Here is a 16,012-nt window from a genome sequence, read left to right on the forward strand (position 1 = left end):
GCCGCGCCCTCAGGGAGCGTCGCGCAGCTCGGTCACATAGCGGTCCGTGCCCGGCACCGTGGGGATGAACGGTGCCACCAGCTCCACCCGGCCCAGTCCGGTCCCGGCGACCTCCTCGTCCAGCCCGGTGAAGTGCTCCGCCCAGCACTCCCTCGGGTCCCGCTCCAGGAACCACAGCAGGGTGAGGCGGGTGTCGACGCCCTCGACCTGCTTGACGTAGGTCATGCGGTCGCCGGGGAGCGGGGTGGGCCGGAAGACGGTCACCAGGGCGGCCGGGGAGCCGGCGAGGCGGCGCGGCAGGCCGCGGCCGGCCAGCCACTCCAGCAGCTCGGCGCGCTGCTCCGGGGTGCCGCTCTCCACCACCTCCAGCACCAGCCCGGCGTAGGGGTGGTCGAGGGCGTGGACGTCCCGGGGTCCGGCGGCGCCGTCCCGGTAGACCGTCGCCATGTGGTCCTGGAAGGCGGTGAAGACGTGGGTGCGGTCGTGGTGGACGCGGGCGTCGCGGTTGAGGCGCCGGTTGATGGCGACGGTCCACTGCATGTGGTCGTCGTAGCGGCCCTCGGTGATCCAGTAGGTGGAGAGGTAGCAGCCGGTGGTGACCGGCTGGGCGACCGCGGACTTCTCGGGGTAGCGCAGGAGCTGTAGCTCCCGGGTGGCGACCCAGCGGCGGCCCGCGTACATCCAGGGCATGGCCATCGCGCCGGCGTAGTAGTGGTCGTCCTCGTACCAGCGGTTGTAGGCGTACTCGTGGCCGGGGTGCGGCTCGACCATGGTGATCAGGGCGTGGCCGGGCCGCACCCCGTACGGCCCGACGGCGGCCAGTTCGCCGTACACCTCGCTGCGGGTCTCCTCGCTCATGCGGCTCCCCTTCCGTCCTGCTGCTTCCGTCCTGCTGCTTCCGTCCTGCTGCGGTCGCCCATACTCTGACGCCCCGTCAGATAAAGCGCCATACCGGAGTGCGTACCGGAGTGCATATCGGAGGAGGACCCCATGTCCCTGCTGAGCGGCAAGACCGTCGTCGTCTCCGGAGTCGGGGCCGGTCTCGGCCACCAGGTGGCCGCGGCCGTCGTACGGGACGGCGGGAACGCGGTCCTCGGGGCGCGCACCGAGGCGAACCTGGTGAAGAGCGCGGCCGGGATCGATCCGGAGGGCGGGCACACGGCGTACCGGGCGACCGACATCACGGACGAGGGCCGGTGCGCGGCGCTGGCGGAGCTGGCGCGCGAGCGGTTCGGCGGGATCGACGCCGTGGTGCACGTGGCCGCCTGGGACTCCTGCTTCGGCGGACTGGAGGACGCGGACTTCGCGACCTGGCAGTCGGTCATGGACGTCAATCTGCTCGGCACCCTGCGGATGACCCGGGCCTGCCTGCCGGCGCTGAAGGCGGGCGGGGGCGGTGCGGTGGTGTTCATCGGCACCCAGTCGGCCGTCGCCGCGCCCTCGCAGGTGCGGCAGGCCGCGTACGCCGCGTCGAAGGGGGCGCTGACGAGCGCGATGTACTCCCTCGCCCGCGAGCTGGGCCCGTACCGCATCCGGGTCAACTCGGTGCTGCCGGGCTGGATGTGGGGGCCGCCGGTGGAGGCGTACGTCCGGTTCACCGCCCACGCGGAGGGCGTGCCGGAGGCGGAGGTGCTGGGGCGGCTGACCGAGCGGACGGCGCTGCCGGAGCTGGCCACGGACGCCGATGTGGCGGACGCGGCGGTGTTCCTCGCCTCGGACCGGGCGCGGGCCATCACGGGACAGTCGCTGCTGGTCAACGCGGGGGAGTTGATGCGGTGAGCGACCAACCGGGCTTCATATGAGCCGTTCATGTGGCTGAACGTGAGTCACCACACCGAACATTTTTACCGCGACTTGACCTTACCGTTGCTTGTCGTGTTCATGTGACCGCACTCACGATCGGGCATATGAACAGTCTCGACTGGGCCGTGCTCATCGGCTACTTCGGTGTGATGGTCGCGATCGGCGTCTGGTCGCACAAGCGCGTCGACAACGTCTCCGACTTCTTCACGGCCGGCGGCAAGATGCCCTGGTGGCTGTCCGGCATCTCGCACCACATGTCGGGTTACAGCGCGGTGATGTTCACCGGGTACGCGGGCATCGCCTACACCTACGGCGTCACCTCCTTCGTCACCTGGTCCTTCCCCATCGCGCTCGGCATCGCCATCGGCTCGAAGCTGTTCGCCCCGCGCATCAACCGGCTGCGCTCCCGCCTCCATGTGGCCTCCCCCCTCGAATACCTCAAGAACCGCTACGACCTGCCCACCCAGCAGGCCCTCGCCTGGTCCGGCATGCTGCTGAAGATCGTGGACGTGGGCGCCAAGTGGGCGGCGATCGCCACCCTGCTGTCCGTGTTCACCGGGATCTCCCTGAACCAGGGCATCCTCATCACCGGCGCGATCACCGCCGTCTACTGCACCATCGGCGGCCTGTGGGCGGACGCGCTCACCGAACTCGGCCAGTTCGTCATCCAGTTACTGGCCGGCCTGTCGATGTTCGTCGCCGTGGTGGCCAAGCTCGCCGACCGGCACATCGGCTTCCTCGACGCCTGGAACCGGCCCGAACTGCACGGCCACGGCAAGCCCCTGGTCGGCCCCTACGGCACCGTCTTCCTGCTGGCCTTCCTCTTCATCAAGCTCTTCGAGTACAACGGCGGCATGCTCAACCAGGCCCAGCGCTACATGGCCACCGGCAGCGCCCACGCGGCCGAGCGCTCGGCACGGCTGTCGGCCGCGCTCTGGCTGGTCTGGCCGGTGGTGCTGTTCTTCCCGATGTGGATGTCCCCGCTCCTGGTCCACGCCCACAAGCCGGACGGCTCCGACTCCTACGGCCTGATGACCGAACAGCTGCTCCCGCACGGTCTGCTGGGCCTGGTCGTCGTCGGCTTCTTCTCCCACACCATGGCCATGTGCTCCTCCGACGCGAACGCCATCGCCGCCGTGTTCACCCGGGACGTGGCGCCGGTGGTCTCCGCGCGGGCCCGCACCTGGGGCGAACGCTCCGGTCTGGTCGCGGCCCGGGTCACGACGGTGGTCTTCCTCGGCCTGTCCATGGCGGTGGCGACCCAGGTCAACTCCCCCACCTTCCACGACATCATCACGGTCGTGATCAAGTGGGTGGCGGGACTCATGGGACCGATCGCGATCCCGATGATGCTGGGCCTGCTCCGCCCGTTCCGCCGCTCCGGCCCGACCGCGGCGCTGACCAGCTGGGCCCTCGGCCTGCTCGCCTTCTGGCTGGTCAACTACCCCATCAGCTGGCAGATATCGGGCGGAGTGCCGCTCCAGTACCAGGTCTCCGTGCCGCTCGCCGTCTCCCTGGTCCTCTACATCGCGATCGGCTACCTCAAGCCGGAGGACACCCCGGAGCGCCTCGCCCTCATCGAGCGGATCAACACAGATGTGGACGCCGGCCAGGCCGGTGCGGCCGTACCGGCCGGCACCGGGGAGGACACGGTCGGAGCGCCCCACCAGCCGCTGTAGGGTGCCGGTTGCCCAACGGATCGGCACGAACGGGGAATTGATGAGCATCCAAGCATGGCGCGCGGCCACCCGGCTGGTGGGCCGCCGGACCGCCCTGCGTCTTCTCGCCGTCGGCGTCGGGGGGTCGGTGCTCGCGGCATGCAAGAGCAGCACCTCCCACAGCGGCGGAAAGGGGAAGAAGACCTCCAAGACCAGGTGGGGATCGCACCGCACGCACACCTCGTCGCCCTCCCCCGCCTCCGGCGTCACCGGCAGGGCCTTCGCGTCCTTCGTGCGCGGCACCTGGAAGGTCACCACACAGGCGCCCCACGAGTCGCCCTTCGGCTACACCATGACCATCGCCGACGGCACCTGGGCGCTGAACGGCCACGGCGGCTCCGAGAAGGGCACCTGGACGCTCCAGGGCGGCCGGCTCCGGATCAGCGTCCCCAAGGACATGGGCGGCACCGCGGGACCGACCGCCGCCGCCGAGAACGTGCCCGCCCGGGTCGCGGACTCCGTCTCCCTCAGCCTGCCCTGGCAGCCGCCCGGCGAGTCCGGCACGGCCTCCGGCCAGCGCCTGGACGTGCAGTACACCCGGCAGTCCGGGCTGCGCATCCGGCACTTCGACGCCAGCGGCAGCATGACGGTCCACCACGCCGTCCGCGCCTGACGACCGACCGGGCCGGTCGGCCGTCAGGCCCGCGGATACCGCGCCAGCCAGCCCGGTGACGAACCCGCCGGGCCGTGCAGGGCGGGGCCCTGCGTCATCTCCATGGCGAAGTCGTCGGCGAGTTCCAGCATCGTCTGCCGGCCCTCCAGCTCGGCCAGCCAGGCCGGCGGGAGGGCCGTCTCGCCGTGCAGGGCCCCGAGGAGGCCGCCGGTCAGCGCACCGGCCGCGGCGGAGGGGCCGCCCTGGTTCACCGCGAGGCACAGCCCGTGCCGTACGTCCTCGCCCACCAGCGCGCAGTACACCGACGCGGCCAGCAGCCCGTCCGCCGTGCCGTCCCCGGCCAGCTCCTCCACCCGCGTGGCGCTCGGGATCCCCTGCCGCACCGCACCCAGCGCGTGCTGCAACGCGTCCGCGACGGGCTGGTGGCCGGGGCGGGCGGCGAGCAGCGCCAGCGCCCGCTGCACGGCGGCGTCCAGGCTCTCCCCGCGCGCCAGCGTGTGCACGATCACCGCGTAGGCGCCCGCCGACAGACAGGCCAGCGGATGGCCATGGCTCTGCGCGGCGCACTCCACCGCCAGCTGCACCACCAGCTGCGGCTCCCAGCCGACCAGCAGCCCGAACGGCGCCGACCGGGCGACCGCCTCCGGCCCCATCTCGCCCGGGTTCTTCGGCCGCTCCAGCGTCCCCATGACCTCGTCGCCGAACCCGATGAGCAGCGCGCGGCTGGGCTCCCGGCGGGCGTACAGCCACTCCTCCCGCGCCAGCCAGCCGTCGTCCTTGCGGCGCTCGTCCGGGCCCCAGTCCCGCTGGGTGGCCGCCCAGCGCAGATAGGCCCGGTGCAGATCGGTCGGCGGGTGCCAGGCACCGGTGTCCCGGCGCACCTGGGCCCGGATCAGCCCGTCCACGGTGAACAGGGTCAGCTGGGTGTGGTGGGTGATGCTGCCGCGCCGCCCGTGCCCGAAGGCGAGGTCGAGCAGCCCCTCGGGGCCGTACGCGGCCCGGATCTCCTCCAGGGACAGCGCGTCGGCCGGCCCGCCGAGCGCGTCCCCCAGGGCGACCCCGAGCAGCGCGCCGCGCACCCGGCTGCGGTAGTCCTGCTGCTCGGAACGGCCCCAGACGGCACCGGACGTCCCACCCACCCGAACCTCCTTACGGCACCGTGCGCCCGTACGACCGTAGGCACTGTAATCGACCGTGAACACCCCGTTCAGTGGGGCAAACCGGCCCCGTACGGTCAAACAGGCCGCCGCATGGCGTCAATCTCCGTCGCTTCATCACACAAGGTCCGACACCGGCCACTCGGCGAAGCGCGCCCGCAGCCCGTCCCTGGCTCCGGCGACCCTCGTCAGCCGGGGGGTGAGTCTCGGGCGGTCGGTGCCGGGGGTGTGGAGCAGGAGGGTGAGGGAGTCGGCCAGGAGGCAGAGGGCGTCGTACTCGGTGGGGCCGTGGTGGAGGACGGTGTCCAGGCGGGGCCAGTCCCCGAGGGCCGCGCTCGTCGTGGCCTCGAGGACCGCCCTGTCCTGCGCGGGGTGGTCGGTGCGGTGCCGGATGTCGTGGGCCAGGCGGGCCCACAGCGGGCGGGCGGCGGCGATGCCCCGGCTGCCGCCGACGGCCAGGGCGAGGTGCAGCAGGCCCATCGGCTCGTCCTCGGTCCGCCACTCCTCGGCGGCCTGCCGGGCCAGGTCCCAGTCGCGCAGCCGCAGATGGACGGCGCACCGGGTGGGGGCCGGGTCGGACTCTGCGAGCGCCTCGGCGAACCGGCCTTCCAGCACATGCACACAGGCCAGCTGGTAGCGGGCCCACGCGGGGTCGTCGCTCAGGGAGGGGAGCCGCTCCAGGTCCGTGCGGGCCTGCTCCAGGCGGCCCACCGCGATGTTCGTCCGGATCGCGTTGGTGAGGGCCCAGGCGCCCCGCGGGTCGAGTTCCACCGCGCGGTGGGCGTCGGCGAGTGCCCGGTCGTAGGCGCGCCGGCGGCGGTGGACCTGGGAGCGGTGCACCAGGGCCCAGGGATAGTCCGGGGCGAGGCCGAGCGCGTGGTCGAGGTCCGCGAGCGCCTCCGCGTCCCGGCCGTGCCGGCTGTGCAGGGCGCCCCGGCTGGCGTAGGCGGAGGCGTACCGGGGGTCGAGGCCGATGGCTTTCGCGTAGTCGGCGAGTGCCTCCGTCTCGCGGCCCGCGGCGGCGAGCGCGTCGCCTCGCTCGCACAGCACCCACGGCGCCTCGGGGTCGAGTTCGGCCGCGCGGTCGAGGTCGGCCAGTTGCTGTGCGCGTTCGCCGCGGGAGCGCCGGACCCGGGCCCGGACGACCAGGGCCCACACATAGCCGGGGTCGGCCGCCAGCGCCCGGTCCAGGTCGGTGAGGGCCAGGTCGTCCTGGCCGAGTACGTGCCGCAGGGCGCCCCGCGTGGCACGGGCGAGGGTCAGGGCCGGGTCGAGTCGGAGCGCCCGGTCGAGGTCCGCGAGCGCTTCCTCGTAGCGGCCGGCCCGCCTGCGGTGCTCGCCGCGGAAGCCCAGGGAGGCGGCGTCCTCGGGGTCCAGCTCGACCGCCCGGTCCAGGTCGGCCAGGGCCGCCTCGACATCGCCCACGTTCGCCCGGGTGAGGGCCCGGACGGTGTAGGTGCGGGCCTGCCCGGGGTCGAGCGCGACGGCCCTGTCGAACTCGGCCAGCGCGTGGTCGTAGTCCTCACCGGCGTGGAAGATCTCGCCGCGGAAGAGGTGCGCGCGGATCCGGGAGGTGGTGTCGAGCGGGGCCCGGTCCAGGAGCAGGGCGAGCGCTGGGGCGGTGTTCGGTGCCTGGAGGGCGGTCAGCAGGTCGCGGCCCCAGCGGGCCGGTGCCGCGTCCTGGGCGTCCTCCCCCGCCTCCGCGAGCATCCGGGCCCAGCGGCGGGCCTCCTCGTCCCCCCGGCGGCAGGCCCGCACCACGGCCCGAAGGGCCGACGGCAGTGCCGTCGGCTCGCCCGCGCACAGCCGGTGGTAGGCCTCCGCCAGCCGCAGTTCGCGCCATCTGTCGTCGGCCCACTGGTCGTCCAGCCCGGCCGCGCGCTCCTCCCGCCAGGCCGCGTGCACCTCCGCCAGCCGTTGCTGGCGCCGCGCCCAGCCGCGCGGCGACCGGCTGCGCTGCAACCGCAGCATCGGTGCCCGTACGACGTCGTGGTACTGGACCCGGTCGGCGCGCTCGCTGACGAACGGCATCCCGCGCAGCCAGTCGTACAGGGCGTCGGCCTCCGTCTCGGGGCAGTCGGTGACGGCCCGGAACACGTCGGCGTCCAGGCGCCGGGGCAGCGCGCAGGCGAGGGCGACGGACCGCCGTACCGGGTCGGATTCCCACTTCAGGAAGCGGTCCACGGCGGTGGCGCTCGGGTCGCCCACGTCGTCGGGGTCGGCCGGGCGGGTCGCGGCGAGGGTGGAGACGAGGACGGGCAGGCCGCCGGTCAGCCGGAGCACCTCCGCGACCACCGGCTCGTCCAGCACCCCCCGGTCCGCGAGCAGCCCGCGCGCCTCCGCCTCCGTGAACGGCCCGATCGGCAGGTCCGTCATGAAGTCGGCGAAGCCGCCCCAGCGGGCGGTGTCGAAGGGCCGCTGACCGGCGGTGACGACGATGACGTTGGCGGGCAGGGCGCCGTACCGGTCGGTGGTCATCAGGGTGTGCAGCCAGGCGTCGAGGAACGGGCCGGTGCGTTCGTAGGTGTCGAAGAACAGGACGAGCCAGGGGACGGCGGAGGTGACCGCCGGCAGCTCCTCCAGCAGCCGGGGGGTCAGGACCCGCTCCGGGGACAGCACCAGCTGGACGTCCTCCTGGTCGCGGAAGCGCGCGCTGAGCCGGGCCTTCAGCCGGGTCGCGCCCTCCGCGAGCTGGGCCGCGTCCACCGCGCCCACGAAGGCGCCGGCGCCGGGGACCAGGGCGCCCAGGCCCGCCATGCCCAGCCGTACCGCCGTGGTGGTGAGCGGGGACGGGCCGCCGGGCAGGTCCGGGGCGGGTTCCAGGGTGGCGACCTCGGCCTCGGCCTCGTGCCGGCGCTCCCGGTGGGCGGCGAGACGTTCCTCCAGCTTCTTCAACCGGTGGCCCTGTTCGGCGAGTCGGCGGCTGATCGCGGTGAGCGCCTCGGGCACGCTGCCGGCGCTCTCGTCCACGTACGCGGTGACCGCGCCGCGCTCCCGGGCGATCTGCTCCAGCTCCCGGACCAGGAAGGTCTTTCCGACGCCGGCCTGGCCGTGGATGTGGAAGAGGAAGCGGTGCCGCTCGTCCTCCGGGGCCAGGTCCAGGTTCTCCCGGAAGGCGGCCCGTTCGTCGCTGCGGCCGATGAACCCCGCGCGTCTGCGCCGCCCGATCAGCTCGTGCATCGATGGTCGCCGTGCCTGCCCCTGCGCCATGCCCCGACCTCCCCCGGCCAGGGTTCATTGTGGCTCAATGCGCGTGCCGGGACGGGGCGTTCGTCAGGCAGAATCCAGCCATGACCACCACCCCCACCAGTAACTCGGGCCTCAGGCTTGCCGCCGGTGTGCTCACCGGCATACTCGCGCTCTACATCGCCCTGGTAGCGCTCGGCAACATCACCGACTTCGGCACCAACCAGCAGTTCGTACGGCATGTCCTGGCGATGGACACCACGTTCGGGGACGACCGCCTGATGTGGCGGGCCGTGACCAGCAAGGGGCTGGAGGACACCGCGTACGTCCTCATCATCGCGTGGGAGACCGCGGCCGCCCTGGTGCTGGTGTGGGGCACCTGGCTGTGGGCGCGGGGCCGGGACGAGGCGGCCGCCCGGCGCTGGTCCACCTACGGGCTGCTGATGCTGCTGGTGCTGTTCGGTGCCGGGTTCATCGCGATCGGCGGCGAGTGGTTCTCGATGTGGCAGTCGAAGAGCTGGAACGGGCTGGACGCCGCCACCCGGATCTTCCTGCTCAGCGGAGTCGCGCTGATCGTCAACCAGCTGCCGTCCCGCACCCGGGACTGACCCCTGCCGGACGACCGGCAGCCCCTTACGGGACGACCATCACCTTGGTACCGGCGTCGCCGAAGGCCCACAGGGCGGCGCCGTCCTCCTTGTGCATCCGGATGCCGCCCAGCTTCTTGCTGCCGTCGGCCGGGGGCGGCGAGGAGCCGTCCAGGGCGTTGGAGAACGCTATGTTCACGCCCTCCGCCTTGGTGAAGTACATGACGTGCTCGATCTCCACCCCGTCCGAGCCCTTCAGGGACTGGATGCGCAGGGTGACCGAGTAGCGGCCGGGCTGCGGGGCGACCGTGCCCGGCCACACCGTGAAGCTGCGGGAGGCCCGGCCGGTCGCGTCGACCAGCCACACCCGCTTCCCGGCGAGCGAGTAGACGATCCGGCGGCCCTGTCCCGACGCCTCGGGCAGGGCGGGCGGGCCCGAGGGCTTCGGGTCGGCGGGCGCGTGGCTGCCCGCGGACGCCGACGGGCTGGGCTTCGCCACGGCGGCCGTGGGATGCGGCCCGTGGTTCGCCTGGACGGCGAGGGCGATGACGGCCGCGGTCGCCCCAGCCGTCAGACCGGTGACCCAGGCCCAGGAGGGCAGTCGGGCAGCCACGGGTACGCATCTCCTCCGCTACGGGGCCCCCGCTCGGTTCGGGGGTCGGATCATCGTACTCAGTCCAGTACGGGCAGCAGCTCGGGCAGGTGGCCGTCGGAGGCCTCGGCCGCCCGCTGCCGCTCCTGCGGGACCTCGCCGTAGAGCGTGGTGCGCGGCTTCGCCGGGCGGCCGGCCGCCTCGGCCACGGCCACCAGGTCGCGGACCGACTTGTACGAGCCGTACGACGAGCCCGCCATCCGGGAGATCGTCTCCTCCATCAGGGTCCCGCCCAGGTCGTTGGCGCCGGAGCGGAGCATCTCCGCCGCGCCCTCGGTGCCCAGCTTGACCCAGCTGGTCTGGATGTTCGGGATCCAGGGGTGCAGCAGCAGCCGGGCCATGGCCGTCACCGCGCGGTTGTCCCGGGTCGTCGGGCCCGGACGGGCGATGCCCGCCAGATACACCGGCGCGTTGGTGTGGATGAACGGGAGGGTGACGAACTCGGTGAAACCGCCCGTCTCCTGCTGGATCCCGGCGAGGGTGCGCAGATGGCCGAGCCAGTGGCGGGGCTGGTCGACATGGCCGTACATCATCGTCGAGGAGGAGCGGATGCCCAGCTCGTGGGCGGTCCGGATCACCTCGATCCAGGTGGCCGTGGGCAGCTTGCCCTTGGTCAGCACCCAGCGGACCTCGTCGTCCAGGATCTCCGCGGCCGTGCCCGGGATGGTGTCCAGGCCGGCCTCCTTCGCCGCCGTCAGCCACTCGCGGACCGGCATGCCGGTACGGGTGGCGCCGTTCACCACCTCCATCGGGGAGAAGGCGTGCACATGCATGCCGGGGACGGCGGCCTTCACCGCCCGCGCGATGTCGAAGTAGGCGGTGCCGGGCAGGTCGGGGTGGATACCGCCCTGCATGCACACCTCGACCGCACCGACGTCCCACGCCTGCCGGGCCCGGTCGGCGACCTGCTCCAGGGAGAGGGTGTAGGCGTCCGCGTCGGTGCGGCGCTGGGCGAAGGCGCAGAAGCGGCAGCCGGTGTAGCAGACGTTGGTGAAGTTGATGTTCCGGGTGACGATGTACGTCACCTCGTCGCCGACCGCCGAGCGGCGCACGTCGTCGGCCACCCGGCACAGCGCGTCCAGCGCCGGGCCGTCCGCGTGCAGCAGGGCGAGGGCCTCCGCGTCGGTCAGCTTCGTCGGGTCGTCGGCCGCCGTGCGCAGGGCCTGCCGTACGTCGGTGTCGATCCGTTCCGGCGCCATGCCGGGGGCGGCCGCCTCGCGCAGGGCCGCCCAGTCGCCGTACACCTCGTCGAAGTCGTCGCGCCGGTCGGCGGTACGGCCCTCGGTGTCGATCGTGCGGTGCAGCTCGGTGCGGCCGGAGGGGACGAACACCTCCTCCGGTTCCTGCCAGGGCAGGCCCCGGGGGCGGGCGTCGGGCCGGGCCAGGCCGGTCTCCGGGTCGGCGAGCGCGGCGACGTGCGGGCGCAGCCGGGGGTCCAGCCAGGGTTCGCCGCGGCGCACGAACTCCGGGTACACGCACAGCCGTTCCCGCAGCTCGAAACCGGCCGTCGCCGAGCGCTCGGCCAGCTCCTCGATCTGCGGCCAGGGGCGCTCGGGGTTGACGTGGTCGATGGTGAGCGGGGAGACCCCGCCCCAGTCGTCGATGCCCGCGCCGATCAGCCGCTCGTACTCGCCGGCGACGAGGTTCGGCGGGGCCTGGAGGCAGGCGGAGGGGCCCATGAGGTGCCGGGCGACGGCGACCGTGGCGACGAGGTCGTCGAGCTCGGCGTCCGGCATGCCGCGCATCGCCGTGTCGGGCTTGGCGCGGAAGTTCTGGATGATCAGTTCCTGGATGCCGTGGTAGGCGCGGGCGACCTTGCGCAGCGCGAACAGGGACTCCGCACGCTCCTCGTAGGTCTCCCCGATGCCGATCAACAGGCCGGAGGTGAAGGGCACCGAGGACCGGCCCGCGTCCTCCAGCACCCGCAGCCGTACGGCGGGTTCCTTGTCCGGGGAGCCGTGGTGCGGGCCGCCGGGCTCGGACCACAGGCGGGTCGCGGTGGTCTCCAGCATCATCCCCATGGACGGCGCGACCGGCTTGAGCCGCTGGAAGTCCGTCCAGGTCAGCACGCCCGGGTTGAGGTGGGGCAGCAGGCCCGTCTCCTCCAGGATGCGGATGGAGATCGCGCGGACATAGGCGATGGTGTCGTCGTAGCCGTGCGCGTCGAGCCACTCGCGCGCCTCCGGCCAGCGGTCCTCCGGCTTGTCGCCGAGGGTGATCAGGGCTTCCTTGCAGCCGAGTTCGGCGCCGCGGCGGGCGATGTCCAGCACCTCGTCGGGGGACATGAACATGCCGTGCCCGGCGCGGCGCAGCTTGCCGGGGACGGTGACGAAGGTGCAGTAGTGGCACTTGTCCCGGCACAGCCGGGTGAGCGGGATGAAGACGCTCTTCGAATACGTGATGACCCCGGGGCGGCCCGCCTGGGCGAGGCCCGCGTCCCGCACCCGGGCGGCGGACGCGGCGAGGTCGGTCAGGGCCTCGCCGCGGGCCTGGAGCAGCACCGCCGCCTCGGTGACGTCGAGGGCGACGCCGTCCCGGGCGCGTTTGAGGGCGCGACGCATGGAGTTCTCGGTGGGGCCGGTTCCGGAGGTCGCGGAAGTGGTCATCTCTCGAGGATACGGAAGCGGCGATCACGCCTGAGACTGGTTGCCCGGCAGGAAGGTCGCGTATGAGTCGAGCGCCCGCAGCACCTCCGCCTCCCCGGCCGGCGGCAGCTGCACCACCACCTCCTCGATGCCCAGCTCGGCGTAGTGGGCGAGCTTGCCGGGGCTGGGGTGGACCGCGTACGGGACGACCTGGAGATCGGCCGGATCGCGGCCCGCGTCGGCCCAGGCGGCGCGCAGCCGCGGCAGGGACTCGGTGAGGCCGCGCCCGCCGATCGGCAGCCAGCCGTCGGCGTACTCGGCGATGTGCGCGAACAGCCGGGGTCCGGCGGCCCCGCCCACCAGGGTGCGCGGGCCGACCACCGGGCCGCGCGGCCGCCGCACCGGCTTGGGGTGCGCGAAGCTGGCCCGCACGCCCCCGAACGCGCCCTGGTACGCGGTCGGTTCCGCGGACCACAGCGCCTGCATGATCCGCACCCGGTCCCGCACCAGGTCCCGGCGCGTACGCCAGTCCACGCCGTGGTCGGCGGCCTCCTCCACGTTCCACCCGTAGCCGAGGCCGAGGGTGAAGCGGCCGCCGGAGAGGTGGTCCAGGGTGGCGATCTGCTTGGCGAGGACGATCGGGTCGTGCTGGGCCAGCAGAGTGATCCCGGTCCCCAGCCCGAGCCGCGAGGTGACGGCCGCGGCCTGGCCGAGGGCGACGAAGGGATCGAGGGTACGGCCGTACTCGGGCGGCAGCTCGCCCCCGCCCGGATACGGAGTGGTGCGCTCGACGGGGATATGGGTGTGCTCGGGCAGATACAGCCCGGAGAAACCGCGCGCTTCCAGCTCGGGGGCGAGGCGCACGGGGGTGACGGTCTCGTCGGTGAGGAAGATCGTGACGGCGATACGCATGAGCCATCGTACCGACTGGTTGGTCACCTGTCGTGGACGTGTGGTTCCTCATGCGGCCTCCCGGCGCCTAGCGTGGGCCTTGTGACCAGCTTGCGCGGCAGACTCGCACCAGGTTCACCGGACTACGTCTACCTCCCCTTCGAGGTGCCGCCCCGCACCGCCGGGCTGCATGTCTCCTACCGCTACGACCGGCCCGCCACCCCCGGCGGAGTCCCGGGCAACGCGCTCGACATCGGGCTCTTCGACGAGCGGGGGGTCGAGGAGGGGTTCCGGGGCTGGTCGGGCGGGGCGCGGAGCGAGTTCTCCGTACGCGGCGACACGGCGACCCCGGGCTATCTCCCCGGCCCGCTGAACCCCGGCGTCTGGCACATCGCGCTCGGCCCGTACACGATCGCGCCGCAGGGACTGTCGTACGACGTGAGGGTGACCCTCACGGAGGGGGAGCCGGCGCCCACCCCGCCGCCCCGGTATCCGCCGTCCCGCGCCCGGGGCCGGGGCCGGGACTGGTACCGGGGCGACTGCCATCTGCACTCCCGGCACTCCGACGGCACCCGCACCCCGGCACAGATCGCCTCGCTCGCCCGCGCGGCCGGGCTGGACTTCGTCAACAGCTCCGACCACAACACCCACGCCTCGCACGCCCACTGGGCCGACGCGGCGGGCGAGGACCTGCTGGTGCTGCTGGGCGAGGAGGTCACCACCAGGAACGGCCACGTCCTCGCCCTCGGCACCGACCCGGGCACCTTCGTCGACTGGCGCCACCGGGCCCGGGACCACCGCAGGGCCCGCTTCGCCGACCGGATCCACGGCGCGGGCGGACTGGTCGTACCGGCCCATCCGTACGCCCCCTGCGTCGGCTGCGCCTGGAAGTTCGGGTTCGCGGACGCGGACGTGCTCGAGGTGTGGAACGGGCCGTGGACGCCCGACGACGAGGTGGCGCTGGCCGCCTGGGACGGGCTGCTGGGGGCCGCCGCGTCCGAGGGGCGGCCCTGGCTTCCGGCGATGGGCGGCAGTGACGCGCACCGGCCCCCGGACACGGTCGGGCACCCGCAGACGGTGGTCCTCGCCGACGACCTCACCCGGGAGGCGATCCAGCAGGGGCTGCGGGCCGGGCGGTCGTACGTCGCCGAGTCCCGGCGGGTGGCGCTGTCCCTCACCGCGACCGCCGCGAGCGGTGCGCGGGCCGGGGTCGGCGAACGGCTGGCGGCCGGGGCCGACGAGCCGGTGACCGTCCGGCTGGCGGTCACCGGGGCGCCGCGCTGCACCGTCCGGTTCGTCACCGACCAGGGCGTGCTGTGCACCGGCGGGCCGCTGCCGGTGGCGGGGTCGGGCACCGTCGAGTGGCGCACCACGCCCGCGCACGCGGCCCATGTGCGCGCCGAGGTACGGCACGAGTCGGCGCTCGGCCCGGTGCCGGGGATGATGGCGGCGTTCACCAACCCGGTCTTCCTCGGGGCCGGCTGAGCCCCGAGAGCGACGGAAGCGAGAGACATGGCACCCCGCAGCGACCTCAAACACCGGCTCGTGACCCGCTTCCAGCGGCACCTGGCCAACCCCCTGGCCCGGCGCATGCCCTTCCAGACCCTGCTGGAGACCACCGGCCGCAGCTCCGGGCTGCCCCGCCGGACCCCGGTCGGCGGGCGCCGGGTGGGCCGGTCCTTCTGGCTGGTCTCGGAGTTCGGGCACCGCTCCCAGTACGTCCGGAACATCCAGGCCGACCCCCGGGTCCGCGTCCGGCTCGCCGGCCGCTGGCACCACGGCACCGCCCACCTCCTGCCCGACGACGACCCGGTCGCCCGTCTGCGCACCCTGCCCCGCTTCAACAGCGCGGCGGTCCGGGCCTTCGGCACCGGCCTGCTGACCATCCGGGTGGACCTGGCCGACTGAGCCGGGAAAGACTGCGGCCGTGAAGCTCACCACCGCCCCGTCCGCCCTGGAACCCGCCCGCGACTTCCCGGAGTTGCTGCCGCACGCCCGCCCGGCCGTACGGCTGCATCCGCGCCGCGGCACCCCCGGACCGCGCGACAGCCACATCGGCGGCCCGCTGCTCTGGCCGGCCGCCGAGCCCTGGCCGGAGTGCGCCGACCACAAGGACGTCAACGGCCGCGCCTACAGCATGCCGATGGTCGCGGTGGCCCAGCTGACGGCGGCGGACTTCCCGGAGATCCGCTTCCCGGACGGCACGGACCTGGTCCAGCTGCTGTGGTGCCCGGAGTGGCACGACCAGCCGCATCCGGCGGGCTGGGGCCAGGCCTGCCGGCTGTTCTGGCGCCGCGCCGACCGGGTCACCGACCCGCTCACCGAGCAGCCGGACCCCGAGGAACACTGGGACCACGACTGGGACATGATCCCGCGCGCCTGTGTGCTGCACCCGGAGCGGCTCCCGGACTACCCGGACAGCGAGGAGCTGCCGGACGGTCTCGGGGAGCGCTTCGAGGCCTGGCTGAGGGAACGGAACCTGCGCGACGACCTCACCACCGTCCCCGGCTACAAGCTCGGCGGCTACATGAACTGGTGCACGACGGACCTGCCGGAGGCCCTGGAGTGCGGTGAGTGCCAGGCCCCGCTGGAGCTGTTCCTCCAGTTCGACACCTGCGAGTACGCCATCGGCACCTGGGGCCCCGACGGCGCGCCCCACCGCTTCCAGCCCCTGGAGGAACGCCATCTGGAGCCGCGCGGCCCGGAGTGGCAGGCGGCCCTGGAACCGGTCGGCATGACCGTCGGCCGCGGCAGCCACGCCGGTCTGTTCGTCTGCGCGGCCGACCCCCGGCACCCGGCGTCGTACTTCTCCCAGTGACA

13 protein-coding genes are annotated in these 16,012 nt (G+C 73.5%); 7 read left to right on the forward strand and 6 right to left on the reverse strand.

Going from position 1 to position 16,012, the window contains the following annotated elements; translation table 11 throughout:
• Nucleotides 1-9: 9 nt before the first annotated feature.
• Nucleotides 10-858, reverse strand: coding sequence for a hypothetical protein (locus ACFVIU_RS33360; protein ID WP_385847153.1), 849 nt, complete (start codon nt 856-858; stop codon nt 10-12).
• Nucleotides 859-990: 132 nt separating this feature from the next.
• Between ACFVIU_RS33360 and ACFVIU_RS33365 the strand changes: the two genes are divergently transcribed.
• The 3 genes from ACFVIU_RS33365 (at nt 991) to ACFVIU_RS33375 (ending at nt 4,134) form a co-directional block, all read left to right on the forward strand.
• Nucleotides 991-1,779 carry an SDR family oxidoreductase gene (locus tag ACFVIU_RS33365; RefSeq protein WP_385847154.1) on the forward strand — a complete coding sequence of 263 codons (789 nt, stop codon included), beginning with the start codon at nt 991-993 and terminating at the stop codon, nt 1,777-1,779.
• Between the two features lie 128 nt (nt 1,780-1,907).
• Nucleotides 1,908-3,482, forward strand: a complete 1,575-nt coding sequence (locus ACFVIU_RS33370) for a sodium:solute symporter family protein (RefSeq protein ID WP_385847155.1) — start codon at nt 1,908-1,910, stop codon at nt 3,480-3,482.
• A 40-nt stretch (nt 3,483-3,522) separates the two neighbouring features.
• Nucleotides 3,523-4,134, forward strand: coding sequence for a hypothetical protein (locus tag ACFVIU_RS33375; RefSeq protein WP_385847156.1), 612 nt, complete (start codon nt 3,523-3,525; stop codon nt 4,132-4,134).
• 23 nt (nt 4,135-4,157) lie between these two features.
• Here ACFVIU_RS33375 and ACFVIU_RS33380 read toward each other — a convergent pair whose 3' ends face one another.
• Together ACFVIU_RS33380 and ACFVIU_RS33385 are read right to left on the reverse strand one after the other, a co-directional pair.
• A complete protein-coding gene (locus ACFVIU_RS33380) occupies nt 4,158-5,273 on the reverse strand; it encodes an ADP-ribosylglycohydrolase family protein (protein ID WP_385847157.1) in 1,116 nt (371 codons plus the stop codon).
• 135 nt (nt 5,274-5,408) lie between these two features.
• A complete protein-coding gene (locus tag ACFVIU_RS33385; RefSeq protein WP_385847158.1) occupies nt 5,409-8,501 on the reverse strand; it encodes a tetratricopeptide repeat protein in 3,093 nt (1,030 codons plus the stop codon).
• An 80-nt stretch (nt 8,502-8,581) separates the two neighbouring features.
• On the opposite strand from ACFVIU_RS33385, the gene ACFVIU_RS33390 reads away from it, so the two are divergent.
• Nucleotides 8,582-9,085, forward strand: a complete 504-nt coding sequence (locus tag ACFVIU_RS33390; RefSeq protein WP_385847159.1) for a DUF2165 domain-containing protein — start codon at nt 8,582-8,584, stop codon at nt 9,083-9,085.
• A 25-nt stretch (nt 9,086-9,110) separates the two neighbouring features.
• Here ACFVIU_RS33390 and ACFVIU_RS33395 read toward each other — a convergent pair whose 3' ends face one another.
• The 3 genes from ACFVIU_RS33395 to ACFVIU_RS33405 are packed head-to-tail and all read right to left on the reverse strand — an operon-like array spanning nt 9,111 to nt 13,213.
• Nucleotides 9,111-9,677: a hypothetical protein gene (locus ACFVIU_RS33395; protein ID WP_385847160.1), complete on the reverse strand. Its 567-nt coding sequence runs from the start codon at nt 9,675-9,677 to the stop codon at nt 9,111-9,113.
• A gap of 59 nt (nt 9,678-9,736) precedes the next feature.
• Nucleotides 9,737-12,322, reverse strand: a complete 2,586-nt coding sequence (locus ACFVIU_RS33400; protein ID WP_385847161.1) for a bifunctional FO biosynthesis protein CofGH — start codon at nt 12,320-12,322, stop codon at nt 9,737-9,739.
• Nucleotides 12,323-12,346: 24 nt separating this feature from the next.
• Entirely contained in the window at nt 12,347-13,213 is an 867-nt protein-coding gene (locus tag ACFVIU_RS33405; RefSeq protein WP_385847162.1) for a TIGR03619 family F420-dependent LLM class oxidoreductase, read from the reverse strand.
• A gap of 81 nt (nt 13,214-13,294) precedes the next feature.
• Between ACFVIU_RS33405 and ACFVIU_RS33410 the strand changes: the two genes are divergently transcribed.
• From ACFVIU_RS33410 to ACFVIU_RS33420, 3 genes are read left to right on the forward strand one after another with little or no spacing between them, the layout of a single operon-like run.
• Nucleotides 13,295-14,677, forward strand: coding sequence for a CehA/McbA family metallohydrolase (locus ACFVIU_RS33410; protein ID WP_385847163.1), 1,383 nt, complete (start codon nt 13,295-13,297; stop codon nt 14,675-14,677).
• 27 nt (nt 14,678-14,704) lie between these two features.
• On the forward strand, nt 14,705-15,100 hold the full coding sequence (locus ACFVIU_RS33415) for a nitroreductase/quinone reductase family protein (RefSeq protein WP_385847164.1): 396 nt from the start codon (nt 14,705-14,707) through the stop codon (nt 15,098-15,100).
• 19 nt (nt 15,101-15,119) lie between these two features.
• Nucleotides 15,120-16,010, forward strand: a complete 891-nt coding sequence (locus ACFVIU_RS33420; RefSeq protein WP_385847165.1) for a hypothetical protein — start codon at nt 15,120-15,122, stop codon at nt 16,008-16,010.
• The last annotated feature ends 2 nt before the right edge of the window (nt 16,011-16,012 follow it).

The sequence above is a fragment of the Streptomyces sp. NPDC127190 genome, assembly GCF_042672505.1.
Lineage (GTDB): Bacteria > Actinomycetota > Actinomycetes > Streptomycetales > Streptomycetaceae > Streptomyces.

Excerpts from the sequence above, each read along its gene's own strand:
- ACFVIU_RS33360 (WP_385847153.1), bottom strand. The coding sequence starts at position 858 with ATGAGCGAGGAGACCCGCAGCGAGGTGTACGGCGAACTGGCCGCCGTC.
- ACFVIU_RS33365 (WP_385847154.1), top strand. The coding sequence starts at position 991 with ATGTCCCTGCTGAGCGGCAAGACCGTCGTCGTCTCCGGAGTCGGGGCC.
- ACFVIU_RS33370 (WP_385847155.1), top strand. The coding sequence starts at position 1,908 with ATGAACAGTCTCGACTGGGCCGTGCTCATCGGCTACTTCGGTGTGATG.
- ACFVIU_RS33375 (WP_385847156.1), top strand. The coding sequence starts at position 3,523 with ATGAGCATCCAAGCATGGCGCGCGGCCACCCGGCTGGTGGGCCGCCGG.
- ACFVIU_RS33385 (WP_385847158.1), bottom strand. The coding sequence starts at position 8,501 with ATGGCGCAGGGGCAGGCACGGCGACCATCGATGCACGAGCTGATCGGG.
- ACFVIU_RS33390 (WP_385847159.1), top strand. The coding sequence starts at position 8,582 with ATGACCACCACCCCCACCAGTAACTCGGGCCTCAGGCTTGCCGCCGGT.
- ACFVIU_RS33400 (WP_385847161.1), bottom strand. The coding sequence starts at position 12,322 with ATGACCACTTCCGCGACCTCCGGAACCGGCCCCACCGAGAACTCCATG.
- ACFVIU_RS33405 (WP_385847162.1), bottom strand. The coding sequence starts at position 13,213 with ATGCGTATCGCCGTCACGATCTTCCTCACCGACGAGACCGTCACCCCC.
- ACFVIU_RS33415 (WP_385847164.1), top strand. The coding sequence starts at position 14,705 with ATGGCACCCCGCAGCGACCTCAAACACCGGCTCGTGACCCGCTTCCAG.